The following is a 25144-nucleotide window of genomic DNA, read 5'->3' on the forward strand; positions in this document are numbered from 1 at the left end:
ATTGAGTTTTTACGTATTTATATTCAATGGATATAGCTCTATTCTATTGCACCTATTCCTTGTGCGTTTAGTTTGGCAATGCCTTCTTTCATTGCGGTAATCTGCTCTGAAGTGTGACCACTCCAAATCGTTACTTCTCCAACAACCTTTAGAGGATGTTTTGAACGAAAAGACATAGAAGGATTCCCCTCGTATTTTTGATTGGTTAGGTTAGGATCATTTTCTATTGGGCCAGTTGGTTCAACCAAATAAATTCTTTCTTTTCCATCACCAACCGCTAATTCTGCACCCCATACAGCTGGGTCTAATGTTGCAGTGAAATAGATGTATTTTGCATTGTCCTGTTTGCCAAAATTTGAATTGTATCCCACTTCAAGCAAGTCTCCAAGTTTTAAATCTGCTTTAGTACCATGTAAATAAACCTGGGTGAATGGGGTGTGTATAGTTGTCACACCATAAGGTATTTTATTTTTTTGAGTCATATATCTTTCTTTATTTTAGTTTTCCTAACGTGTCATCTGTTAATTGAAGAGCTTTGGTTAGGTATGCTTTAATTGTTTTCCTTTCTTCTGAGGTGAAAGAAGCAATCAGCTTTTCGGTTTCATCTTGAAAAGTTTGGTAGAAAGGCTTCATTAATGCCATGATTTTCTCTCTTTTGGGTACTATGAATACTTTTCGCCTATCCACCGAATCATGTTCACGGTGTACTAAGCTTTTTTTTTCGAAACGGTCTATTAGGGCTGTAACTGACCCTGTTGTTAAACCTGTTAATTCGGCTAATTCACCGGGAGTGAGTTTTCCTTTTTGAAGGAAAAAGCCCAAATACTTGTGGTCTGTACCAGAAAATCCAGCTTTTTTAGCGATGCCTGTATGCATTTCTATGGAGTTATAAGCGTACTTCTGGCTTAGCTTACGGATTTCCAAAACTTGCTCATCTTGTGTCATACTATCTTTGCTATAAAGTATCTTGATTACAAAGATAAATAATTGATTTGAATTTGCAAAGTGCTACTACAAAGATTTAGAATGGGTAGTGAGATTATTTAATTGCAACGAGATACTCGAAAGACCTGAAAACACTGAATAATAAGTATCTAATATGTAGGCTTTTAAATACGCTGGGGTGTACTTTGGGAAAAGCAAGTGTGGCACGGTATGGAATGTAGCGCAGCGGAATGGAATAACGGGCTACTCTTGCTGTGCGGTGCTGGAAGTGGGTGAATGAAGAGAGTGAGGAACGAACGAGCGGAATGAACCTACTGGAAGCACATGGGTGCGTAAGGATTGTGGGCAGGCTTAGTCCGATAATTTTTTATATACTAGTCCTCCGATTAAATAATCATCTCGTTTATCTGCTTCTAATTGAATGAGATACGTTCTACTATTTGAGAGAACTGTAAAAATCAGGACATTATTTTTTGCCTTCCTAATTTCTCCGATTTGAGGATTCTCAAGACTGTTAGAGATTCCTTGAACAAAGCCTTTCAGATCAAATGATTCACGAAAAGATTTGTAAAAAACTTGCTCCATGAATTTATCAGTGACTTTATTTGAAGTAATTGCGTCCATAAAAAGGTTTGCTTTTTTACCAATTTGTGTATCTGGAAAACCCCAATTTGATTCAGTCTTTTCAAATGTATATTGTACCTGAATTTTTCCTTCTATTACCTCTTCTATCCATTGAGTGTATGATGAAACCCTAGTGTAGTACTCAATAACTCCGTATTTGCCTTCCTCTACTCCAATTTGTTCATTCAGTTGGTTAGAGCTGATTCCTGAAAGAAATTGCTTTCCGTTTATTTCAATAAATGCTGGACCTCCACTGTCACCTGAGCCGCTAATTCCTTCCAAATCTGTTGAGTTGGGATTGGAAGGTTCATCAAATCTAAATTTTATCCAATAGGACGAAACACTATCTATTTTATTAGTAGCTATTCTGAATTTAGAGTCATATTGAAGTGGACCCGTTTCACCTGTACCTGAACCACCTCTTCCCATAATGGTTATTAGTTTTCCCAATTCATTTGTGTCACGGTACAATGGAATGGGTTCAATACCAATAATTTTTCTATCTAGTTTTATAAGAGCAATATCATGTTCAAAACCTTCAAAACTTGGATGAGTGATAATTTGAGATATTTGATAAAGGCTATCAAGAATGGATATTGTTTGATTCGCATCTACTGAATTTAAACCATGAGCTGCTGTTACAATCCAATTTGGAGCAATTAGAGTACCTTCCATTTCAACTAATCCCGTTAAGTCACGAAGCCGTAATTGAATAGCGGCTGGGTAATCTGAAGGATTTTTGAGAAATAGATTTTCGTCCTTATCATGCCTAGTTACAATTGGTGGAAAAAAGTATAGAACAATTAATATGGTCGTTAAAAGTTTCATTGGTAATTTGACATTATTTTTGATGAACCTGTTAATGCTTTAGCTATCATAATCCACTGAATAACATTTATGGTAATGGCTACCTTTATAAGCAAATTAAAACCTGAACCCAAACAGAAAAAAAAATAGGAAACAGGAACCAGTGCGATTACCCACATAGTTTGTTTTAAATTAATTTGATTCCATTGGCGTGTTTCTATGTGCTCAATAACGCTACGTTCCTTCACTACATACCAAACAGTTAAAGCAAAGAAGAATAAAAAAGGAATAGTAAGCCAAACAACCGCCATATTAATGCCCCATGCACCAAACGTTATTGTTGAACCGCTATCAATGGAGGAAATGGACGTTCCGAAAAGTAATGCAAAATGCCATATCAGCAGCATTACATAGAACACTCCCCTGGCTCTTCCTCGCCCTTCTAAATAAAATAAGATTATTGAGTAAATAATTACTACAATAGGAAACCAGAAATCACCTGAAAACCCTTTTCCTGAAAACCCAAATACTGCCCATTCTGAAATTTCAGGTTTGTAAAACAAGCGCATTGAGGTTGTCCAAAAAAAGGCCGTTGTTATGATTGTCCAAATCATAACGAAAGACCTTAATTTATTTATGTTTGACTTCATCCCAATTATCAGTTTATAAACAACTCTGCGATTTTAAACACAAAGAATTGGTCGAAATTTGTACTTAAATTACAGGTTATAGCAATGACCAATTCTTGATCTGGATAAATTAGAAGAAAAGAACGGCCACCTATTGAGCTGCCTCCATGATGGACGTATGTTCTTCCTTTATCATCGGTATCGATTCTCCATCCTATTCCGTAGTTAGTCTTATCTCCATTCGAAAGTGTATTTGGAGTCCATAACTTTTGCCGTGTAGCTTCAGAAAGAAAATTATTACCTAATAGGTTTTGTCCTAAAATGGCCAAGTCTAAAGAAGTGGAAAGATAACCTCCTCCTGCCCATTTGTTAGAATTGTCAACATAATATCCGTTTACAATTTCTCCGTTTGATTCGTCATAGAAAGAGGATCTATTTGCTATGATTGGTTTGTTTTCATCTGGGACTGTATTCATCATACCTAAAGGTGTTAGAATGCTATCCTGCATGTACTCTAAATATGGCTTTCCCGTAATGCCTTCAATCACACCACTCAATAACACATAGCCATAGGTTGTGTAGCTAAATTTAGTACCAGGTTTGTATAGGAGTGAATCATTTTTGAACACATTGATGCTTTCTTCAACAGATTTGAAATTCGTTCTACTAAGAAATTCTCCGTTTCTGTAATTGTAATCTCTGATTCCTGCGGTGTGGTATACAAGGTTGCCAATAGAGATTGGCCATTTGTTTTCAGGGAAATAGGAGACGTATCGTTGAATGGGATCATCTAAACTCATACGTTTATTCTCCAAAAGTTTGCTAATTGCTATACCTGTCAAGGTTTTAGATATACTACCAATGCGAAATTTGGTATTCAATTTGATAGGTACTTTTTTTTCCAAATCAGCGTATCCAAAACCTTGCGCCCAAATTATTTCTTCTTTTGTTGCTACCGTAATTGAGAGGCCGGGTATTTTTTTCTGACTCATTAATTCAGCTATGACCTTCTTGCTTTTCTCAATATGAGTAGAATAATCATTTTGAGCAAAGATGGTGTCTGTTTGGTTTATCTGACCAAAAGAATACTGATAGGACAGAAATGCCCATAAAAAAACAATTATTTGATGGCTTATTTTACCCATTGAATACTCTCCTTATCCAGCTTTTTCGTAGGCTATATGTAGCCAATCCAATACTTCTTTATCAACTTCTTCAACACTTGAAATACAAATCTTATGAGTACACATAGCATTGGGTTTTTCTGCCTCTAATTTATCGGAAGCAGCAAAACCTTTCAGATTTAACCCTATTTCAAAACGGGTTTTCGTGGCAGGATTGAGAATTGCAAACTGCTTTTTCCTTCGCAAACTGACATATGAATTTTTAGGAGAAACTTCAATGTCTTTACCAAAGGATTTGATTTTTGACATTAATTCTTGGTAAATGGGTTTGAAATGCTCTTTGCCCTGATATTGTTTTGTTATTAAGTCGCTTGGGCTATCTGCTGAATCAGCATCAGACTCTTTCGCTTTATGAGCAATCAGATTTGCAAATCCATGTGTTAAACCGTGTGTTTTCTTTAAGAAATTAACAGCTTCACCATGTTTTGAAAAGCTTTGAGATCTGACTATTTCTACCCAATCTTCTAAAGATGTGCCTGTATTTTTATACAGGTTTTCAATCATTGTTTGTGTTGCTTGATCCATATCCAATTTTTTTAATTACCTATCTCCAAACACCTAAAATGAGACCCATAACAATAAAACTTATTGTGACATACCCTCCGTGAATCAACATGTATTTAGTTGACTTCCTTTCAAATTGACCTATTACAAATAATGCCATGGCTACCCAACCAAACCCTGCTAGGAATCCTGCAATAGCTCCCCAAGTTATTGTTGTAGCTTCATCATTAAGAAACATTGCCAGGTTAAATGCCATCACTATTGAGAATAAAAAAGTAAGGCCAAATATTTTAGGCATATTACCTTTTTTAAGTGATTCTTCCGTAAAATTATTTTCCTTCATCCATGCCTTTCCAAATAACATTGGTGAATACCATAGTCCTCCAATCAAGAAATTGGAAAATGCAGCTGTAATAACTGCAAGCCAGTTGAGTGTTGATATATCCATCTTTTCAATTTATTGTTCTACAAACTTCTTTAGATTGTTCAAAGTCATTTCATTACCCTGAATGAAAAATTTCAGTAAGTCCAACCAGCGTTGTTCATTTTTATAACCTACACCATAGAGCGTTACTTTGGTTGTACTGTTGCTTATTGCTGAAAACTCAACTATGCTATAAAGGTTCTTTTCTTCGCCTTTCATGAACGCAGGGAAGTTTTCGGCAACCTCTGCTTGCATGGTTATCTGTTTGTTAGGAATGTAATTCAGTATGTGAATCACAATTGTGCCTTTGTCACCAATTTTTGCTTTGGGGTCATAGTGGGATTTTATCGTTCCGTTTATCTTAAAATCCATTTCTACAATAGGAGTTACCCATTCTTTCCAAGATTCAGCAGTAGTATAAGCATTCCAAAGTTTTTCAACCGGAGCGTTAAGAGTAATTTCCTGTTTCAATATCAATTCTCCAGATTGCAATGTATCCACCTGGCTAAAAGCCTTGTCTGATTGAGATGTAGGATACCATTTGTAAGTTCTGTTTGTGAGCCAATTGCCACTTGCATCCATTGTGAATGAAGTAGTAATATGCTCAGTTGGTTTAGTAATGCTTTGGTGCTTTGAACTTTCTGATTGGCCATTGCTATAATGAAAAACTCCTAAACTTTGTTCTATTGAGTCTGAGAGCATTTCTGATTCTGCTATACCGTAGGAACCATTTGGACTGATTTGAAATACAATTGCTTTCCTTTTTACAGCATCCCAGAATGTATTAAAATGCCAAAATTCCACTTTTTCTTCACCTTCTTGAATACCGTATAACTTTCCAGTTAAAGAGTTTCTACCTTCGTCAAACTTCCATTGAAGTTGGTATTGATTATAAGGTTCATTTTGGCTTTTGTATTTAGAATTGTCTGTAGTCCAGATACCCGAACTACTGGTGAGAATTTTCCAATTTTCCATCAATTGAGTTGGTATAGCGGCTTGTTTACTTTGTGCGCTATTAGCGGAATTGGAAATATTAACTTGATTTGTGACTTTAGATAAAATGTATGAAAAGCCCTTTTTGCCTCCATCTGAAACAGTGACTTTTACTTGATTTTGATTTAAAGGTTGGTAAACGATTCTTTTTGGGAAGTCATGAGAAGGATTTTCAAAAACATAGGCGCTATCTGATTTCGTCAGTGAAAATGGAATACCTTTACCTTGATTCTGATTAATAACCGTTGCGGTATAAATTATTTTGTCGGAATTTGAAGAGATTGTAAGGAACTCAGAGACTTTCATTTCTCCATTTTTTAATTGATACGAAAAACCATTAAAGCTTGAATCATCTAATTTGCTCCAATGCTCATAGGTTTCCCGGTTTTCCATTTTCCAAGTTCCTTGAAGGAAATTTGATATGTGGATTTGAGCAAAAAGCGTATTCCCCAATAATGGGAGGAAGAATATGCTAGCTAAAAACAGTTTTCGTTTCATAAAATCTGATGATTAGTGCTTTTAATGACCTACAAGATCCTTGGCACTTAGAGGCTCATGCAGGCTTTTCAAATACTCAAACACTCTAATCCAAAGAGTTCAGAGAGTTGTAAAGGTAGTTAGACCAAAACCTCTTGTATTGTAAAAAATTAACCTTCTGGGTCTAATGGGAAGAAATTGGGAATTGATTCATTATAGCCCATTTTGATGTACTTGGAAGGGTTAAAGCCACTGAACTCCTGAAATTCTTTGATGAAATGAGATTGGTCTGTGTAACCAGTTTCGTAAACAATATCAGTCCATTTAATTTCCTTGCTTTGATTAATGATCTGAAGGATGCTGTTGAACCTGATTATTTTGTGCAGTGCTTTTGGCGAAAGGCCACTGTATTTTTTGAATTGATTAATTAGATGCTTTTGAGTGTTTGGATAATCCTTAATTAATTCACCATGCTTTGAGAAGGGGTTACCTTGCAGCACAGACAACATTTCAAGTAATGATTTTGATGGGGCTAACTTCTCATCAATCAGGCTATGTAACCAATTTTTAATTATCTCAAACTTATCGTTTATCGAATTTTTGGTAAGTAGAGTCTCACGAATATCTAGTATTTGATCACCAAAATAATTCTCCGCTGGCATTATGGATTCACTGAAACTTTCGATTGGGATTTTGAATAAAGGATAAGCACCTAATGTTTTTAGTTGAACCACAAGCATCTCGGAATTTTTATGGGCAGAGATGTTGAGGTATTTTTGGTTTATTCCAGACACCCAAACTTTAGTAAATGTAGCATTTGGTTTAAGATTATGGTCGAATGTGTGCCTTGGGAAATTGTCAAGCTCAAAAAGAATAAAAATGTGCCCGGTAGGAACCACTCTTTCAATACTGTGTTCAGGCATGTAATCTTTATGGTAAAATATGCTCTCTACATATTTTGTCAAGGGTTTTTCTATATTGTAAAATTCAAAAATCATAACTGCTTTATTTTCTGTTTATACCTTCTCTCACAAAAACCAAAGATTGTCTTTACCGTAATCAGGAATCTCGTTGCCTTCAAAGTAGGGGAGCATTTCTGCAACCATTTCAGGGTACTTGATTGTTACGGGTAAATTTTGTTGTCTTACTGATTTCCAGTACATGCGGCTGAATTGATATACCTGGTCGATAAGCTCTTTGACTGTTTTATACTCTTCAACCAACTCTGGCTTTGAGCAAGTTATTTTGAGCTTTACAGGAAATGAAAAACCATCATGGTAATTAAATTCCGAATCAGGGTACCTGGTATTATTGAAAAGCAAAAATCGATTGTAGCCCAATTTGATGAATGTACCGCTTACAGGCATTAAGTCCATCCATCCCATATCAAAAGCAACAATGTCTGAGGATTCAGTTTTGTTGATTGTAACAATAAAGACTGGGATATTTAATTTTAATTCTTTCAATCCTTTTTCAATAGGTTCAACCTCATTCTGACTCATTTCTTTGAAGAAATGGATTATCAAGCGACTTATGTGGGAATTTACACTTACATAATCCTTAACCGCTCTAAGGATTGAACCTGCCAACTCTTTTGTTTGATCTTTCTGAAAGCACTCAAAGCGATTAAATTTTCCTGTATTAGAGAAGCTAAAAGCACTGCCGATATATTGAACGTCAATATCAGTATGTTTGAAAGCACCTACACCTACTACAAGTTCGTTTTTTGGCTTGGTGTTTAATCTCCAAGGAATGCCATTGAGCTTTGCGAGAATCGCAATAGCGATATTTGGAAGGCTGTAATGATACTTGTCGTTGGTAATTACCTTTTCGGGGTCAATAACCTGAGAGGACACGCCTTTTTTTAGAAGAAGTTCTTTCAACTTATAATAAACTAACCGTTGAGATTTGACAGGTACATTCTTGCTTATTGGGCTAATGTATATTGCTAAATGCTGAACGTCCGGGTCAAAGTCTTTATCGTTGATTTGGTCGTAGAGTTCTGGCCAAGGATTTTCCCTGTCATTAAAATAAATTGCAAGGCTTTTGTCTGGATGATATGGTATACTTATGAATTTGGTAAGTCCTTTGAATGTTGAGAAATCACCATTAAGGTAACGATGAATAGTAGCAGCTACTTCTTTGTCGTCTTCATGAAGAATGAAAAAGAAATGGATTTTTACAGTTGGACTAAGCGCAAATGGCCCGTGTTTAGATATTCCGCTGAAAGGGACTACATGAAGATTTTGCTCACCAAAGATTAGTTTATTACTTGCTTTTTCTACGGAACCAATTCTTTTTTCATCTACCTCAATAAATCCATTAGAAGACAATGGAATAATTGCTTTAAATTCTGGGGTATTTAAGAATTGGCGGTTAAATTTATCTATTGCAATTTTAAATTTTTTGTACTTGTTGGTTTTGTCAGGTGCTTCAGTGGACTGGTGGAGTGCATCACGAATGTCAAAATTCCATACTGGATAAACCTGATCGTATTGCCTTCTGGCCTCTTCAGGTAATTCATCATAGTGGTAAAGGCATCTATCAAAAACAACCCAATTGAAAGCCTTCTGGGGTACTTCTTCAAATAAAGCCGATACAGGTGTTTTAAAAATCTTAGACTTGCCTTCAAAGGTCACCAGTAATTCGAGTTCCTTTGATACTGTTTTGAATTGGACTCTAAGCGTAAATTTATCAAAGGTTTTATAGATTCCTTCTTTGTCTTGGGTATCACTTTTTAGCCAAACTTCTGTATCTCTCACAAAATTAGGTTTGACCAAACAGCCCTTAGTTTTGAAATGGTTATGGATTAATGAATTGTAGTAGCGTTTGAGAATAGATGAAGACAATGCCGAATTTGAAACCTGAACGGATTTTTCAGTTCCTTCTTCGGTAGTGATTTTCTCATAGGTGGGTATGGTTGGCTTAGTGACCGGAATGAATCCTTCTTTTTCTTGGCAAAACGAAGTGTAGTAATGCTCCTGCTCCCCATACTTATTAATGACCTCATCAGGAACCAATTCATGGAATATGCGTGTGGTTCCTTCTTCCTCTTTATCCGAAAAATAGAAGGTGAGCGAATTGCTCGGGTGATTGAATGTTAGTATGTTGAAACAGTGCTTAGGCATTATTTAGGTCTGTTTTGAAGATTAGATTGTTGGTTCCAAATCTTGTCGAATACAAAGTCTAAATACTGACGTTTGAAGTCTGGGTCGTCCGTGAATTTTTTATACAAGTCGGTGTATTGGAAAATGACGTCCTGCATCAAATCCTCTACCTTTTTATCAGACGTTATTTTTGCATTCTGTTTGTCGCTGTTCTTTACGGCATTGACAGTAGCTTGATCACGGGCAAAATCTGCAGGCAACTGCTCAAACAGAAAATTCTTTACCTTATCATCATCAGTCCAGTTATCAATACCAAACTTTGTATTAAACTCTTTGAGGATAGCATCCAACTCATTAAAGCCGGGCTCACCTTTTGTTCCTTTCATTACTGGTGGTGTAGGGTCTAATTCTTCATTACCACTTAGTTTGATATTTTCCTGAGTTGTTCGGGTTAGTCTATAACTATCCAAGTCAATTGCTTCCAGAATGCCTTTGGCTAAATCCTCAATTTCATCTGGTTTGATTTTTGGAATCAGGAATTTTAGAAACCAATACAACCTTTCCCAATAGGAATTATTGAAGGAAAGCAGCTTAGAAAGGAAGGCATACATTCTGAAAAAGGATTTCGCCTTTACATAGAAGTCAATCTGGGCATCTTCATTCAATTCATTTTTATACTCTGCAACGCACTTATCAATGATTGGGTCTAATTCCTGTCTTTCCGCTTCTTTGAAATACAATTCGGTGAAGTTTACCACATCATCCTGTGAATAGACCTGAGCTTTGTCCAAAGCATCCTGTAGGTCATTTAGTTTGTTTGCATCTGTTTCCTCACTAAGGATAGTGGTAGTATAGAATGGCTCAAATGCCTTTTTAATATCTTCTGTGGTATTAAAGAAATCCATTACAAATGTGTCTTCTTTGTAAGGTTTGTATGCTCTATTGAGTCTTGATAAGGTTTGTACAGCCTGAACATCCGCTAATTTTTTATCTACATACATGGTATGCAAGAGCGGTTGGTCGAATCCTGTTTGAAACTTATTGGCTACTATCAGAAAGCGGTATTCTTTTTTCTTAAACTCGGTTGGAATGTCATTGCTCGGGAAACCGTTTAATCTGGCCTCATCCCAATCTTCTCCGTCTATTTCTTTTGTGCCTGAAAAAGCAACAATGGCTTTGTAAGGTGAGTTTATTTCTTTCATGTATTCTTTGAAAGCCTGATAGTAAAGAATGGCGTTTTTAATGCTTTTGCAAACAACCATCGCTTTTGCCTGACCATTGATGAGCTTTCTAATATCCGCATGGAAATGGTCTAACATGATTTTAGATTTTTCCATGATGGAGAAAGGATGGCTTTCTACATAAGCACGTAGTTTCTTGTTGGCTTGGCGAGTTTCAAACTCGGGGTTATCTTCAACCGCTTTATCTAATTTGTAATAGGATTGATAAGTGGTGTAATTCTTCAGTACATCAAGAATAAATTCTTCCTCGATGGCTTGCTTCATGGTATAATTATCAAAAGCAATGAATTTACCTTCGGCTGTCTTTTCACCGAAGGTTTCTAGAGTCTTGTTTTTTGGGGTGGCCGTAAATGCAAAGTAGCTACCGTTTTTAAGCATTTTACGGTTCTCAATCAATTCATTGATAATATCTTCAGATGTAGGGGGCTCTTTTTCTTCACCGTAGGCCTCTTCTTTATCGGAAAGGACCCAATTCATTTTGCTGGCCGTTTCACCACTTTGGCTACTGTGGGCTTCATCAATGATGATTGCAAACTTCTTTGCCTGTAATGTTCCAATTTCATCTATTATGAATGGGAATTTTTGCACTGTGGTTACAATAATTTTCTTTCCATCTTCAAGGGCTTGCTTTAATTGACTGCTACCTTTATCTATGGCTTCAACCACGCTGCTGACCTGAGCAAATTGTTTGATATTATCTCTAATCTGCTTATCTAAAACACGCCTGTCTGTCACCACAATAACACTATCAAAAACGGTCTCAGTATTTTCGCTATCATGTAAACTCACCAGCTGGTGTGCTAACCAGGTAATTGAATTTGATTTGCCTGAACCAGCTGAATGCTGAATAAGGTATTTTTGGCCAACACCGTTTTCTTTGGAATGGCGCAGTAGCTTTTTTACTGCTCTGAGTTGGTGGTATCTTGGAAAAATGAGTTTGCGTTTGATTTTCCCTGTGTCTTCATCCTTTTCTTCAACAATTTGAGCAAAGTTCTCTACTATGTTGCTCAGGCTTTCCTTGGTTAAAATATCCTTCCATAGGTAATCAGTTTTTAAACCTTCGGGGTTAACAGGATTGCCAGCACCATCATTGTTGCCTTTGTTAAAGGGTAGGAAAAAGGTCTTTGAACTATTGAGATGTGTGGTCATGTAAACCAAATCTGCATCTACGGCAAAGTGAACCATACATCTACCAAAGGCAAACAAGGGTTCTTTCGGATCTCGGTCTGTTTGGTATTGGCGAATGGCGTGTTTTACATTCTGACCCGTCCATTGGTTCTTTAATTCAAAAGTGCTCAACGGCAAACCATTAATAAATAACACCATGTCTAAAGAGTTGCTATTCTCCAGACTGTAGTACAACTGGCGAGTAACAGAAAAAATATTGCTGCTGTATTGCTTTTGGGCTTTATCGTTAAGGAGTGAGGTTGGCTTTTTAAAGTAGAGCTGTACTCTTAAATCCAAATCTTTGACTCCATTGCGCAAAATTTCAATAATTCCTTTCTGACGAATTTGGTCAGAAAGGCGTTTCAAGAATTTGTCTTTGCCTCTTTTGATTATTGTATCATGGGCATTAGGTTGCGTTGCTGCCAAAAACTCGAACAACAGCTTTTCATTAATGCAGAGGTCACGGTCATAGTCGGCACTATAGCTTGCAATAAAGCCATTGTGATTGATTAAATGCTTTTCTATGATCGTTTCTAAGCCCTTTTCTGATGTATCTGTTGTATGCATAATTCTACACTAAAACTTTCTTGATTGTTGCGAATATTTGTTTGCAAACATCATTAGCTAAAATCTTTTCTTGATTTAAGTAGTCAGTTTGGGCAATACAAACTGTATTGGTCATTCCCGATTTCTGTAACTGTCCTACAGTTCCTACTAATGATTTTTTATGACTGTATTTGACTTTGTTTACTTTAAGTAATACAGTGCCACTTTCATCATAAGTTAGCTTCTCTTTGAATAGATTGCAGGATGTATGAATACTTAGGAATTTTTCTGCTTCACCGAAAATATCATCATTATCTTGACGCATTAATGGAATGATAACATCTTCTAAATTCCCACAGTCTGTTTCACCTTCTTGAAACACATACAGGCCAATCTTGATGTCCTCCAATACGGGGAATTGACTAAAGTCTGGTATAGGGTCGAAAGAAGCTTTTTTGAAAACCTCTTGACATTCGTCAAGTACTTCTTTCGCTCTCCGGCCATATCCTTTATCATCTGCATCTAAACAATAAAGCACTGAAATGGTGGTATCAGGTAACGCTTGAATTTGATCTTCATCAGGCTCATTCAAGTCATTTAATCGTTGAAGCAATTCCTTTCGTTTTAATGATGTATCTCCGCCAACTGTATAGATTATGACATAGTTGGAGTCCTTAACCATGACATATTGTGGCATAAAACGAGAACGAGCTTCTTGTATGTTAATCGAATCAACATCACTTAGGCTTAAATCTTTTAGAAAGAAATTAGCCAAGTAATTCGGGTACTCATTGATTTTCTTTTCTTCTCTTTTGAGACCGTTCGCTTTTAATATGCGGTACAAAAATGCTGCATCATGGGAGCCTTCCGTTAATATGTACAATAAATTCTGAGCCATTATCTTATATCAAAATTTATTGAATCAATTAATCTTTCTAAACGGCCTCCTTCAATGTACTTGCAAGCTATTTCGCCATCTACTTCCGAAAGGGCATAAGCTCTTATGAAATCATTGTGGTAATCATTCTTTACAAAGGCGTCAATACATTCTTTGCTGTGGGTAGAAAGAAAAACCTGAACATTGAATTGCTCTGCTGTTTGCTGGATGAACTTGGTAAACTCTATCAATAAGGACTTGTGAATGGCACTGTCCACCTCATCAATACATATCACCCCATCCTTGCTGTAAACCATTAACAAGGCTATCTCGAAAACCCTTTGTAAGCCTTCTCCATATTTGGTAATATCCACTACCTCATTAATGCGAGAGGAAGAAACCATAAATCTGCTTTCACCCTCATCACTAATCATCTCAATCTTTTCAATGCTTGGGTCTAAATTGACTTGTATGAACTCTATCACCTGGTCAAAGTATTTTTCTTTTACCGCATTGGCGTGGGCTTTTTTGAGCAATTCAGTGTTGTATCTGAAAGGACTTGTAAAAGTGGCTGGACACAATACCTGAGACTTTGTGAAATGAAGTTCCGGGGCTTTATTGGTGTATAGATGAATAGAACTCTCTAAAGTAAGGTCGTTTACTTTGCCTTCTGATTCTATGGTAGATAGGTATCCAGACTTTTCTATATTCTCCTCGGTTTCTGTTTTTGAAAGGAACAGACTGGTTTCAGCTCCATTAAATGAGCCTTCTAATTCAATATCTGAAAGAAAGTTTTTATGAATCCACTTTGAATGAAAATCAGAATAGAACTTACCTCTGTATTTTTCTAAGTCCAGAAACGCATTTATGTCATTCAATTGGCTCAATAGGTAAAAGCATTCCAGTATGGATGTCTTTCCTAAATTATTGCCACCTACAAATATGTTGACCTTAGACAGGTTCTTAACTCTTATTTTACGGAGCTTTCTGTAACTGTGGACGAATATTTCACTGAAGTGATTTTCAACGGAAGTAAAGTAGCTTGCCAATCGTTTATCGTTGATAGCGACAATTGCTTTACTTGAAGGTATCAATCGGTCTAACTTATCTTTTAGACGCTGTATTTCTCCATAATCAGGTTCTGTTAAATGCTCACTAAAATTGAAAGCGACTTGTACCTCTTTGCGAAGGGTATCTAAAGCATTTCTTAGTCTATTCTCGCCAATTACATCACTGTAGGAATAAGCCTCAGCTATGCTGCGGCTTTCTTCCATAAGTTCTATTGCTCTAGGGTCGTTAATAAACTTTGCAATCTCCTTGATTTGTCTGTATTGGCTGATAATGGCCTCTTTGGTTGAGATACGTTCATTACCATCTTCATCAATTTCAATATCTTCGCTTTGAGATATCCAGCTAAACAGTCTTTCTAGGTTTACTGCATTATGAGCGGTCATATCTTCATTGCTCCATTCAATCCAGCTTCGCATTTCAGGTGTAGAAATAACTGTCTCAAAAATGGTGTACATGGGCGATTCAAATTGATCACCATAGTCACTCTGCTTGTATTGTTGGATGAGGCTAAGTGTTCTTAGACCTCTACGCAGTTTTACTGTAGATATACCAAGCGCATCACAGACCTCTTGTTCTGTTTTGTTATGGTTACTGATGAGGTCACTAACTAATTGAGATTCGTTTACGGCATTCCATCTCTTTTTACCACTAATGTGGTGAAGCCCCATTGAGATTAAATGCTGAATTGGCTCTTCGTCTTCTATCGATACAAGGTTGACACTTTTAAAGTCTGATTCTGAAAGACGACCGACATCATTTCCTTTTTTAAATTCGTCATATAGATACTTTAAGGTGGCAATTCGTCTGTTTCCCTCAAGTACCAAGAAATTTTCACCAACTTCTGTTACTTGTATTTGGTCAATATCTAAAAAGCCATTGGTAGTGAAGCTGCTTATCAGGTCCTTTACATTACTGTTGTTTTTGCCAAGGATAAAATTTAGCGTCCTCTGTTGTACACGAGGGTCTGCAACATTTTCCAGTTCCACAGGTCTGTATTCTGGTCTGTCTTTGAACCTATAGTTGTTAGGATCAAGTATGAGACGGTCGATATGTCTGGTTATCCGTTTACTTGGCATGTTCCATTTCTTTTTTAGTGTGAACCTTTAATTCTCGTTTTCTCAGCATTTCTTCTGGAAATTATTAATCATCTTTTGATTTCTTCCCTTTCTTCAATCCCTTCACCATTTTATCAAAATCAGATTCTATTTTTTGGGTTTTGTTAAACTTGTCGTATTCGGAGTGGGCTTTATTCTCGGCCTGCTTTTTAGATTTCTTACCCGATCCTTCTAATACCTTATATTCGTTAAATTCTAAAAACTTGTTGACGCTCAATGCCAATTGCTCCATGGTAAAGGTGTTTTCTCTTTCTATCAGTCCTTCTATGTAATCAAAGTAGCCGGTTACGGTGCGTTCCAATTGTTTGATTTCTTTTTCCTGCAAGTAGTTTTTGGCAATGCTGGTATCCGATTTCAGGATTCTGCCTTCAGGAGCATTTTTCCAGGTGGTTAAGCCCATGTTTTCTTTTTTGCTATCGGCTTTTAGGAAAATGATTTCGGCTGCTGTTTTGCCTGTGATGGCATAATGAAATTTGTTTTGAACCGTAGCATAAAATTCTTTTGTAATGGGCGATTGGGGGTCGTAATCGATGCTACACTCGGCAAAGATGTCGGTCACTTGTTGGTAAATTCTTCGCTCACTGGCTCGGATAGAGCGTACCCGCTCCAATAACTCTTTGAAATAGTCCTTGCCAAACAGGGTTTTACCTTGTTTCAGGCGTTCATCATCGAGGGTGAACCCTTTGATGATGTATTCTTTCAGGGTTTTGGTAGCCCATATACGGAATTGGGTTGCCTTGGCAGAGTTTACCCGGTAACCTACCGAAATGATAGCGTCTAAGTTGTAATACTCTAAGTTTCGGGCAACCTCTCTGCCGCCTTCCGTTTGAACTGTTCGGAATTTCCGAACAGTTGCTTCTTTTTCCAACTCTCCGCTCTCATAGACATTGCTAAGATGCTCACTGATAGTAGATTTGGCTACCCCAAAGAGGTCGGCTATTTTTTGCTGTGTAAGCCAAACGGTTTCGTTTTGCACATAAATCTCCACCTTCACTTCACCCGAAGGGGCGGTGTATAAAATAAACTCGCTCAGTTCATTAGTTGGTTTTACAGGCTTGTCGTTTGACATACTTCCGGCTTTATTATTTTATGATGTAATTTCCCCAACACCGCTTCGGCTATCATGGCTTCCCGATACTCTTTGATGAGTTCTATTTCTTTCTCTGCTTTCGCAATGGCTTGGTCTATTTTGGCGGTTTCGGTTTTGATCTCTGTGATTAACTCCATTTGGCGTTCAATTGAAGGAGTGTAGATATAGTAGTTTTTTAAAGTACTATTCGTTAAACCTTCTCTGGAAGCTCCTTCAATAGTTTTTATCTGATTTTGAATCACATCAGATTGCAATTGAAGCATCAAGAATTTTGGTAAGATTTTATCCTTGATTGGTCTCAAAATGCAAACGTGTTGATTGACGTTTGCTTCTTCGTCTAATTCAAATACATAAGTTCTTCCAATTGAAGCACCAGTGATATTTATCAAAACATCATCTTTTTTGACCTGGGAGCCATTCATACTATTGTGAATGTCTTCTGTGATAAAAGCAACATCATCAAGTCTCAAGCCATCATTATGAATATTTTGGCTTCTTAAAAAGATGACACCACTGTTCTTGTACACTGTAGCTCCACCCGTAGGAGTTACGCCAGCTCCAATCTTTGTAACGCAGTACTTGATTTTTACCTTTCGATCTTCAATAATTAACTTATGGTTTATTACCGCCTGACGTTGCTCTTTCAGCAACTCAATAAAGGCTTGCTTTTTCTGGATGAAGTGTTTTATTTTTTTGGATTGCTTGTCTAAGTAGTTGGCAATTGAGATTTGTTCATCTAATGGAGGACAAGGAACTTTTATGTATTTCATATCGAAATACTTGGTGCTCCACATATCATCAACTATGCCTTTTCCAAACTTGTAGAACTCCTCTTGGAAGAGAACATTTGTAAGTAGATAATTGGTGTACCTATTGTCGTATTTTTTATTCGGTTTCAATACCGTGTTAATCAAGGAAACTGAACCATCATACTTTGACATACCGCCACTGCCTTTTCTATCACTTCTGCTATTGATAACAAAATCGTTTATACAAACTCGCTTTCGATTTTCACCATTTGTTGTTTTCGCAACATTTTCTAATTGAGGCACAACACCCTTCATTGTTACAGAAAGAGGGGCATAGTCTTCATCACTCACTTTTTCTGTACGTTCAACAAAAACGCTCCCAATTCTAAATGAGTCCCAATGAGCAGGTAAGTGCTTTGTTAATATTGATATGTAATTACTTTCTACTATCATAACTACGCTTCAACTATTTCTTTTAATAGATGCTCGGTTTCTTCCTCAATCTTGAAAATATCGGCAGATATTTCCTCTAAGCTCCTTGGGGCTTTGTGCTGGTAGAAGTACTTGGCAAAGTTTATTTCATAGCCAATTTTGGTTTCGCTCTTTTTATACCAGGCATCCGGCACAAAAGGGGTAACCTCCTTGGCAAAAAAGGCATCAATATCGTCCTTTAAAGGAATGTTTTCTTTGTCTTTAAGGGCATTGTCGCTCTTGGGTTTGCCTTTGGCATCTTTGATGATATTGCCTTGTTCATCACGCTGTGGGCGGTGTACGGTTATCTGGCTGTAGCCAAAATCCTCGTTATCCAGAATGATGCTATGCTCATTGTTCTCAAAATTCAAAAACAGGTCGGTAATCTTGCGAATATGGTCTTTGCTAAACTCTACCCGCTTTTTACCCAAAGGCTTGCGCATTTTGCTGTAAAACTGCTCCGAGGTAACATTGATGAGTTGTAGTTTTCCCTTTCGCTTTTCTTCCTTTTTGTTGTTAAGGATAAAAATGTACGTGGGAATGCCCGTGTTGTAAAACAAATCATTTGGTAGCGCAATTACCGCTTCCAGCAAATCATTCTCAAAAAGGTACTTGCGTATTTCTGTTTCTCCTTGACCTGCATCACCAGTGAACAATGCGGAACCATTATGGATGGTGGCTGCTCTACTGCCCAAATCACTATTGGTTTTCAGCTTAGAGACAATGTTCATTACAAACAGCAGTTGCCCGTCATTTACTCGGGGGACACCTACTGTAAAGCGAGGATCTATGATGTCTTTTTTATCAAGAATGGCATCTGCATCTACTTTCCATGTTTTCCCATAAGGTGGGTTACTTATCATGAAATCAAATTGCAGGTTTGGAAAACCATCTTTACTCAATGTAGAGCCAAAAGCAATCTTTTCCGGGTCTTCATCTTTTATCAGCATATCTGCTTTACAGATGGCATAGGTCTCTGGGTTTACTTCCTGACCGTACAAGTGGAAAGTAGCTTTGGGGTTGAGTTTCTTGGCGAAGTGTTCCGCTTCGGTAAGCATGCCACCACTACCACACGCAGGGTCGTAAATCAAATACGTACCGTCCTTAATCTTTCCTTTGAGCGGTTCAAAAATAAGGTGGGTCATTAAGCGAATGATTTCCCTTGGGGTAAAGTGTTCTCCGGCTTCTTCGTTATTCTCTTCGTTAAACTTGCGTATCAGTTCTTCAAACACATAGCCCATCCCTAAATTGGTCAAGCCTTCCATGACTACATTGCCGTCTTTATCTGTGATAGGCATTGGGCTCAGGTTAATAGTGCTTGAGCAAAACTTTTCAATCAGTGGAAAGGTAATGTTGCCTTCTTCCAAGGTCTCCAATTGGTTTCTTAACTTGAACTTACTGATGATGTCCTGCACATTGCTACTAAAGCCATCTAGGTAAGTTTCTAAGTTTTGACGAATATTGCCCGGTTCGTTTAATAACCTTTTGAAGGTGTATTTTGAAGTATTGTAAAAGACATAACCAGAGGTTTTACGCAATTGAGCAGATTGGTTATCAATCTTCATTTCGTTTAGTTTTTGATGCATTTCCAAGACTGTGTCTTTGGAGGGTTCCAAAATGGCATCTAATCTGCGAAGCACGGTAAAGGGCAAGATTATATCTCTGTATTTTCCTCGTGTATAGACATCACGTAACACATCATCAGCAATACTCCAGATGAAATTAACGATAGCGTTATGTTGTACTTGGTTCATTCTTATTTGGTGTTTGCTTGGTTTATATCCTTTTGAGCGATTTTCAATGCTTGTAATGCCTGATCTTCGTCTATTACAATTTCCTTGATTTGGTCTGCTAACCACAAAGCCAATAATTCCTGTTCGCTTGCTTTGAGGATTTCGGCAATTTTCAGTACCTGTTCCCGTTTGGCTTTGCGTTCGCCACGTTCAATTTTACTAAACATGGGGGTGTCTATTTCAAGGTTTGCCGCTAACTGTCGTTGTAACAATCCCTGGCTTTCTCGCAGCTCTCTTATCCTTTCACCAAAGTGCATGACCTGTTAATTTATGACTTGTCAAATTTAGGACAATATAGGAAAAGAAAAAGATAGTAAGAGAAGAAAGAGTCCTTTTTTTGATTTCAGGATTTTGAGGAAATGGAGGAAACTAAGGATTATTCGTCCTTAGTTTGATCAAAGGTGTTTGATTTCAATGGTCTGGTCGAATCTTCGGAAGAAAAGCCCAACGGGCTTATTCTTCCTTGGTTTCCTTAGAATCCTGAGATTCCTTAACCCTGTTCCAGTAGCGGATTGATTTAAGAATTGCTATCATACCTTGTAGTTGTTCATGATCTGCTGCAGGTCTTCCGGTATTTCCATTGGCAAAAGGGGTGGTACATTGGCTCCTCCTGTATTACCGACAGGAACCTTTCCTACGAAAGATTTTACACCTCCTACAAAGAGCCGGAGCAACTGCCCCCGAATTTCTTTCCAGTCTTTGATTTTAATACCAAACCGGAGCATCAACCAATGCGCTTCGGAATGTTCGTAAGGATAGGGCTGACCAAGTATGTGTGCCCGCTCCAAATGATGCCAGGCTTCCTGGAAGTAACCTTTATTCAGCTTTTTGCGGTAAGCGTCCAGTTCCTTATGATAATGTGGTTTTAAGCCTTTCGGCATGGTGGTATTGAATCTCATAAAATCCATTTTATTAGGGCTTATACGCCAATAATCTCAACGCATTAAATACAACCAACAGGGTAGACCCCTCGTGTATCAACACGGCCGGGCCTATGGTAGCAATGCCTGAAATGGTGAGGGGAATGAGCAAAGCTACAATGCCCAGGCTCACCCATAGGTTTTGCTTGATAATAGTCTTGGCCTTTCTGCTCAGTCCAATGGCAAATGGTAAAGTTTCCAGCTTATCGGCCATCAGTGCAATGTCGGCTGTTTCCAGTGCCACGTCACTGCCGGCCGCACCCATAGCGATACCTACCGTACTGTTGGCCATAGCCGGGGCGTCATTCACGCCATCACCTACCATGGCTACTTTGGATTCCTTTTGCAGCAGCTTCTGGATGGCTTCTACTTTTTCTTCGGGGAGTAAACTGCCCCAGGCGTCTGTAAGTCCTATTTCTTGAGCTACTGCATCGGCTACTTTCTGGTTATCACCCGTGAGCATGATCATACGCTTAATGCCGATCTTTTTGAGTTGCTTCAATGTATTTTTAGCTTCAGGCCTGGGCGTATCCATCAGGGCTATGATACCGATGTATTCGGTATTTCTACGGATCAACATGGTGGTGTTTCCGCCTGCCTCCAATGATTTTACTTTTTCTTCTGTATTTTTTTCAGGCTTTTTATCATCCAATGATTCAAACAAGTCCAGGTTGCCTATGTATATTTTGTTGTTGTCCAGTGAGGTTTTGATCCCTTTTCCAAGCACCGCTTCCAGGTCTTTTGCCTCGGGTACCTGAACACCTTTCAATCGCTCTTTTCCATCTCGTACCACGGCTTTGGCCAGGGGATGGTCGCTGAGATTTTCTACGGCTACTGCTATTTTTAACAGTTCTTCCTCGGTTACACCATCTAAAGCAACCACCTCAGTCAGCTTGGGCTTACCTTCGGTGAGTGTGCCTGTTTTGTCGAATGCCAATGCTGTAAGTACACCCAGGTCTTCCAAAGGACGACCACCTTTGATAAGTACCCCGCTTTTGGCTGCCCGTGCTACTCCGCTGAGTACGGCACTGGGTGTGGAGATAGCCAAAGCGCATGGACTGGCCGCTACCAATACGGCCATGGCACGATAAAAACTCTCGCTGAACGATTCGTCTATAACCAAAAAAGCGAAGTTGAGTATAACCACCAATCCCAATACAGCCGGAACAAAGTATTTCTCAAACTTATCGGTAAACCGCTGGGTGGGCGATTTCTGTGTTTGGGCTTCATTGACCAACTTGACAAGTCGCGAAAGCGTGGAGTCTTTGGCTTCTTTGATCACTTTGATCTCCAATGTATTGTTGCCGTTGATGGTACCGGAGAATACCCTGTTTTCGTCTTTGATGTCGTCTTCCTGCGACCAGTCCTCTTCGGGATTTTCTACTGCTACTTTATCCACGGGTACGCTTTCTCCTGTAATTGGAGCCTGGTTGACAGTGCTTTTGCCATTTACCACGATGCCATCGGCTGCTATTTTGCTATTGGGTTTTACAACAATGGTGTCGCCAATAGAGAGTGCTGAAATATCCACCTCCTCGGTTTTGCCATTTTTCTTGAGCAATGCCGTCTTAGGTGCCAGTTCTGCCAGTGCCGCTATGGATTTTCGGGCTTTATTCATGGCGAAATGTTCCAGTGCGTGGCCAATACTGAACAAGAACAGTAAGAGTGCACCTTCGGCCCATTCGCCTAAAATGGCTGCTCCAATGGCTGCCACCAGCATAAGAAAATCTATCTCGAAACCTCCTTTTATCACCGTTTCTATCGCTTCTTTAGCTGTAAAAAAACCACCAAAGAAATATGCTCCGATGTAGAGTGCCAGGCTTACCCATGAGGGGACAGCTTCTACGAATGACAGGCCAAAACCCAGCCCCAATAGAGCCCCGCAAATCAGGGAGAAGTAGAGTTCGGTATTTTTACCCAAAAGCCCTTCATGAGCGTGGGCATGTTCGGCAGTTTTTTCTTCTGAAACACCTTTACGATCTGTTGTTTTCTGGAGATAGCGGTCTACCGCTACTTCAGTGGCCAGGATAGTAAGCCCTTCTTTCCGCAGGAATTCCCGGATTTGCACTTCGCCTATTTTTGCCGTTTCATATTCCAGGCCAATCATCCCTGATGCAGAAACGGCTGCTTGTAAAATTCCATTGAGATGGTTGAGCGATTGCTCTATTTGCCGTGCGTGTCGGGTATGGCGTATGCCCTCTACCTCAATCAGCTTATGCCCGTATTTTTCAATTATGTCAGCACCTGTTTGCTCGGCCAATGCCCGAACATGTTGTAGAGAAATCACATCAGGGTCATAATGAAAACATAGCTGCGGTACACCACTATCAGGTTTATCGACTATATGTACTTCCTCAAGGCCTTTTTCATTTTGAAGTCGGCTGATCAGCCGCTTCACACATTGGTCTTTTTCGTCTGCCACTTCGGGCAGTATTAAGGGTATATCAATCTGTATTTTTTTCATTGTATCTGCATTTTAAAATGAACTCCAAAGCATTTGCAGCCCGGAAATAACGAGCAAGACTTCCACAATAAGTAGGAAGTGTTCCCGCCTTATTCGTGTGATAACCTGCTTACCTGTCCAGCTCCCTGCTATCATCGCCATGCCTAAAATAGCCCCCCGGATAAAGCCATCCAGATTGATGAGGCTATACTTATTGTAAATCACCGTTTTGGTAAGGTGGGTCACCACAGCGGTGAATGCTTCACTGGCCACATACGCCCCCGCTGGCAACTGAAAGCTGAAAAAGAATGTGGCAGCTACAGGGCCGCCCACGCCTGTAATACCGGAGAGGAATCCGCTTAAAGCTCCACCAAGTCCCAGTAATCTGAGCGGTATGGGCGGAAGATCTTTTTTGATCCTCCGCCAAAGCACAAGTCCGATCAGCAGGACTCCAACTATTCTTGAGATGTGTACTGCCGGCATGATGCTCATTACATAACTACCCAACCATGCTGCCGGTATGGCTCCTAAGATGAAAACGCCTACGGCCTTCCATTGAATCTCTCCCCAGCCAAAACCTGCCCTGGAAAGATTCCCAAATATTTGAGCTACGGTAAGTACAGGTATGGCGGCCTTAATGCCTATGAAATAGGTCAGCACCGGAAGCAAAATGAGTGACCCTCCAAATCCTGCAATACCGGAAATGGTGGAGGCAATAAGACTAACGATGATGAGGATTAACCATTCCATAGTTATTACCTTACTTAATGCCCATGTCCTCCGCCTTCTTCTTCGGTGTTTTTGGCTTTCGCCAAAAGTGTGAAAGCACCTTTGGTTACCAATTTCAGGCTGTTGATATCCAATGAACTATCTGCCGGACTGATTTGTGTATAACCGTCCTCCGTATATCCTTTTTGTACTTCTACCATTTCAAAGTCATGCACCTGTTGGCCGTTCTCTGACTTTTCGCCTGAATAGGCAAAGACGTAATGCTTGCCGCCAAATCTCACGATGGACTCTTCCGGTGCCGTCCAGGTTTCATTGCTGTCGGTCTCGACCTTAGCTGCCACATACATGCCCGGTTTTAGATCCTCATACATCTGCTTCAGGTGGCCGTGTACGGTAACAGAGCGGTCTTCTCTGACCCCACTGCCTATCAGGAATACTTCGGCCTCACGCCACTCATCGGGTGAATTTGCCAGGGCAAAGCGGATGCGCTGACCTTCCTTGACCCGTGGAACATCGTTCTCATAAACGGTGAGTTCCACATGCAGGTCTTCCGAGTTGGTTATGTCCATGATGACGTCCTGTGGGTTGATGTATTTGCCCACGTTGGTGTACACCTCACGAACAGCGCCTGTTACCGGTGAATAAATGTTGACGGACGCAGAAACGTTACCCTCTTTGATCTTGGGGATGCTGAAACCGATTAATTTCAGCCTTTCCTCCATGCTTTTAATACGGGCTTCATTGGCAAGGTAGTCGCTTTTTGCCTGTTGAAAGGCTTTGCCGGAGGCCACCTTTTCATCAAACAACTTCTTTTGACGGTCATATTCTGCTTTGAGAAATTCCTGGTTGGCTAAGCCTTCCAGGTAATCTTGTTGAAATTGAATGAACTCCGGATTTTCAATCACCACCAATAGCTGGCCTTTTTTTACTTTGCTACCGGGCAACATCTCGGTGTATTTCACAAACCCGCCATAGGGCATGTTGATGGAAACATTGCTTTGCGGAGGCACGTCAATCACTCCGTTGACCCGAAGTTCTGAGCCAATAACCCGCTGTTCCACGTTTCCTATTTTGATACCCGCCTGCTCAAATTGTGCCTGCGAAAGTTCCACTGTATTTTCACCTTCTTCGTGGTGCTCTTCTGTTGTTCCTTCGTTTTTTGAACCACAGGAAGCAATGGTCAATCCCAGGAGAAAAACCATTGAGATGCTTTTGATGTATTTGAATGTATTTTTCAT

21 protein-coding genes are annotated in these 25144 nt (G+C 39.1%); all 21 read right to left on the reverse strand.

Features of this window, described 5'->3' with window-relative positions:
- Positions 1-38 precede the first annotated feature (38 nt).
- Positions 39-452, reverse strand: coding sequence for an NAD(+)--rifampin ADP-ribosyltransferase (gene arr / locus I5349_RS02660; RefSeq protein WP_438865886.1), 414 nt, complete (start codon positions 450-452; stop codon positions 39-41).
- A 40-nt stretch (positions 453-492) separates the two neighbouring features.
- Positions 493-945, reverse strand: a complete 453-nt coding sequence (locus tag I5349_RS02665) for a MarR family winged helix-turn-helix transcriptional regulator (RefSeq protein WP_226389182.1) — start codon at positions 943-945, stop codon at positions 493-495.
- Between the two features lie 351 nt (positions 946-1296).
- Positions 1297-2397, reverse strand: coding sequence for a trypsin-like serine protease (locus tag I5349_RS02670; RefSeq protein ID WP_226389183.1), 1101 nt, complete (start codon positions 2395-2397; stop codon positions 1297-1299).
- Positions 2394-2990: a hypothetical protein gene (locus tag I5349_RS02675; protein ID WP_226389184.1), complete on the reverse strand. Its 597-nt coding sequence runs from the start codon at positions 2988-2990 to the stop codon at positions 2394-2396. The genes I5349_RS02670 and I5349_RS02675 overlap by 4 nt, the downstream gene beginning before the upstream one ends.
- A 44-nt stretch (positions 2991-3034) precedes the next feature.
- A complete protein-coding gene (locus I5349_RS02680; RefSeq protein ID WP_226389185.1) occupies positions 3035-4150 on the reverse strand; it encodes a serine hydrolase domain-containing protein in 1116 nt (371 codons plus the stop codon).
- 12 nt (positions 4151-4162) lie between these two features.
- Positions 4163-4714, reverse strand: coding sequence for a DUF4287 domain-containing protein (locus tag I5349_RS02685; protein ID WP_226389186.1), 552 nt, complete (start codon positions 4712-4714; stop codon positions 4163-4165).
- A gap of 19 nt (positions 4715-4733) precedes the next feature.
- Positions 4734-5141, reverse strand: a complete 408-nt coding sequence (locus tag I5349_RS02690; protein ID WP_226389187.1) for a DUF1761 domain-containing protein — start codon at positions 5139-5141, stop codon at positions 4734-4736.
- A 9-nt stretch (positions 5142-5150) separates the two neighbouring features.
- The gene (locus tag I5349_RS02695) at positions 5151-6608 is read right to left on the reverse strand and encodes a DUF6265 family protein (RefSeq protein ID WP_226389188.1); all 1458 of its coding nucleotides are present in this window, start codon (positions 6606-6608) and stop codon (positions 5151-5153) included.
- Positions 6609-6757: 149 nt separating this feature from the next.
- A complete protein-coding gene (locus I5349_RS02700) occupies positions 6758-7585 on the reverse strand; it encodes a helix-turn-helix domain-containing protein (protein ID WP_226389189.1) in 828 nt (275 codons plus the stop codon).
- A gap of 30 nt (positions 7586-7615) precedes the next feature.
- Positions 7616-9715 (reverse strand): Piwi domain-containing protein, encoded by a 2100-nt coding sequence (locus tag I5349_RS02705; RefSeq protein ID WP_226389190.1) that lies wholly within the window; start codon positions 9713-9715, stop codon positions 7616-7618.
- Positions 9715-12669 carry a type I restriction endonuclease subunit R gene (locus I5349_RS02710; protein WP_226389191.1) on the reverse strand — a complete coding sequence of 985 codons (2955 nt, stop codon included), beginning with the start codon at positions 12667-12669 and terminating at the stop codon, positions 9715-9717. Before I5349_RS02710 ends, I5349_RS02705 begins: the two co-directional genes overlap by 1 nt.
- 4 nt (positions 12670-12673) lie before the next feature.
- Complete coding sequence (locus I5349_RS02715) at positions 12674-13546, reverse strand: DUF3226 domain-containing protein (protein ID WP_226389192.1); 873 nt, start codon at positions 13544-13546, stop codon at positions 12674-12676.
- Positions 13546-15582 (reverse strand): AAA family ATPase, encoded by a 2037-nt coding sequence (locus I5349_RS02720; protein WP_226389193.1) that lies wholly within the window; start codon positions 15580-15582, stop codon positions 13546-13548. The genes I5349_RS02715 and I5349_RS02720 overlap by 1 nt, the downstream gene beginning before the upstream one ends.
- A gap of 154 nt (positions 15583-15736) precedes the next feature.
- The gene (locus I5349_RS02725; protein ID WP_226389194.1) at positions 15737-16780 is read right to left on the reverse strand and encodes a RhuM family protein; all 1044 of its coding nucleotides are present in this window, start codon (positions 16778-16780) and stop codon (positions 15737-15739) included.
- Positions 16759-18003: a restriction endonuclease subunit S gene (locus tag I5349_RS02730; protein WP_226389195.1), complete on the reverse strand. Its 1245-nt coding sequence runs from the start codon at positions 18001-18003 to the stop codon at positions 16759-16761. The genes I5349_RS02725 and I5349_RS02730 overlap by 22 nt, the downstream gene beginning before the upstream one ends.
- Before the next feature lie 2 nt (positions 18004-18005).
- Entirely contained in the window at positions 18006-19775 is a 1770-nt protein-coding gene (locus tag I5349_RS02735; protein ID WP_226389196.1) for a type I restriction-modification system subunit M, read from the reverse strand.
- Between the two features lie 2 nt (positions 19776-19777).
- Entirely contained in the window at positions 19778-20071 is a 294-nt protein-coding gene (locus tag I5349_RS02740; RefSeq protein ID WP_226389197.1) for a helix-turn-helix domain-containing protein, read from the reverse strand.
- Between the two features lie 273 nt (positions 20072-20344).
- Positions 20345-20713 (reverse strand): DUF3703 domain-containing protein, encoded by a 369-nt coding sequence (locus I5349_RS02745; RefSeq protein WP_226389505.1) that lies wholly within the window; start codon positions 20711-20713, stop codon positions 20345-20347.
- 13 nt (positions 20714-20726) lie between these two features.
- Entirely contained in the window at positions 20727-23198 is a 2472-nt protein-coding gene (locus I5349_RS02750) for a heavy metal translocating P-type ATPase (RefSeq protein WP_226389198.1), read from the reverse strand.
- A gap of 12 nt (positions 23199-23210) precedes the next feature.
- The gene (locus I5349_RS02755) at positions 23211-23927 is read right to left on the reverse strand and encodes a sulfite exporter TauE/SafE family protein (protein WP_226389199.1); all 717 of its coding nucleotides are present in this window, start codon (positions 23925-23927) and stop codon (positions 23211-23213) included.
- Between the two features lie 14 nt (positions 23928-23941).
- On the reverse strand, positions 23942-25144 hold the full coding sequence (locus I5349_RS02760) for an efflux RND transporter periplasmic adaptor subunit (protein WP_226389200.1): 1203 nt from the start codon (positions 25142-25144) through the stop codon (positions 23942-23944).

This window comes from Penaeicola halotolerans (genome assembly GCF_016464625.1).
Lineage (GTDB): Bacteria > Bacteroidota > Bacteroidia > Cytophagales > Cyclobacteriaceae > Penaeicola > Penaeicola halotolerans.

Excerpts from the sequence above, each read along its gene's own strand:
- I5349_RS02665 (WP_226389182.1), bottom strand. The coding sequence starts at position 945 with ATGACACAAGATGAGCAAGTTTTGGAAATCCGTAAGCTAAGCCAGAAG.
- I5349_RS02670 (WP_226389183.1), bottom strand. The coding sequence starts at position 2,397 with ATGAAACTTTTAACGACCATATTAATTGTTCTATACTTTTTTCCACCA.
- I5349_RS02675 (WP_226389184.1), bottom strand. The coding sequence starts at position 2,990 with ATGATTTGGACAATCATAACAACGGCCTTTTTTTGGACAACCTCAATG.
- I5349_RS02680 (WP_226389185.1), bottom strand. The coding sequence starts at position 4,150 with ATGGGTAAAATAAGCCATCAAATAATTGTTTTTTTATGGGCATTTCTG.
- I5349_RS02685 (WP_226389186.1), bottom strand. The coding sequence starts at position 4,714 with ATGGATCAAGCAACACAAACAATGATTGAAAACCTGTATAAAAATACA.
- I5349_RS02690 (WP_226389187.1), bottom strand. The coding sequence starts at position 5,141 with ATGGATATATCAACACTCAACTGGCTTGCAGTTATTACAGCTGCATTT.
- I5349_RS02695 (WP_226389188.1), bottom strand. The coding sequence starts at position 6,608 with ATGAAACGAAAACTGTTTTTAGCTAGCATATTCTTCCTCCCATTATTG.
- I5349_RS02700 (WP_226389189.1), bottom strand. The coding sequence starts at position 7,585 with ATGATTTTTGAATTTTACAATATAGAAAAACCCTTGACAAAATATGTA.
- I5349_RS02705 (WP_226389190.1), bottom strand. The coding sequence starts at position 9,715 with ATGCCTAAGCACTGTTTCAACATACTAACATTCAATCACCCGAGCAAT.
- I5349_RS02710 (WP_226389191.1), bottom strand. The coding sequence starts at position 12,669 with ATGCATACAACAGATACATCAGAAAAGGGCTTAGAAACGATCATAGAA.
- I5349_RS02715 (WP_226389192.1), bottom strand. The coding sequence starts at position 13,546 with ATGGCTCAGAATTTATTGTACATATTAACGGAAGGCTCCCATGATGCA.
- I5349_RS02725 (WP_226389194.1), bottom strand. The coding sequence starts at position 16,780 with ATGTCAAACGACAAGCCTGTAAAACCAACTAATGAACTGAGCGAGTTT.
- I5349_RS02730 (WP_226389195.1), bottom strand. The coding sequence starts at position 18,003 with ATGATAGTAGAAAGTAATTACATATCAATATTAACAAAGCACTTACCT.
- I5349_RS02735 (WP_226389196.1), bottom strand. The coding sequence starts at position 19,775 with ATGAACCAAGTACAACATAACGCTATCGTTAATTTCATCTGGAGTATT.
- I5349_RS02740 (WP_226389197.1), bottom strand. The coding sequence starts at position 20,071 with ATGCACTTTGGTGAAAGGATAAGAGAGCTGCGAGAAAGCCAGGGATTG.
- I5349_RS02745 (WP_226389505.1), bottom strand. The coding sequence starts at position 20,713 with ATGAGATTCAATACCACCATGCCGAAAGGCTTAAAACCACATTATCAT.
- I5349_RS02750 (WP_226389198.1), bottom strand. The coding sequence starts at position 23,198 with ATGAAAAAAATACAGATTGATATACCCTTAATACTGCCCGAAGTGGCA.
- I5349_RS02755 (WP_226389199.1), bottom strand. The coding sequence starts at position 23,927 with ATGGAATGGTTAATCCTCATCATCGTTAGTCTTATTGCCTCCACCATT.
- I5349_RS02760 (WP_226389200.1), bottom strand. The coding sequence starts at position 25,144 with ATGAAAAATACATTCAAATACATCAAAAGCATCTCAATGGTTTTTCTC.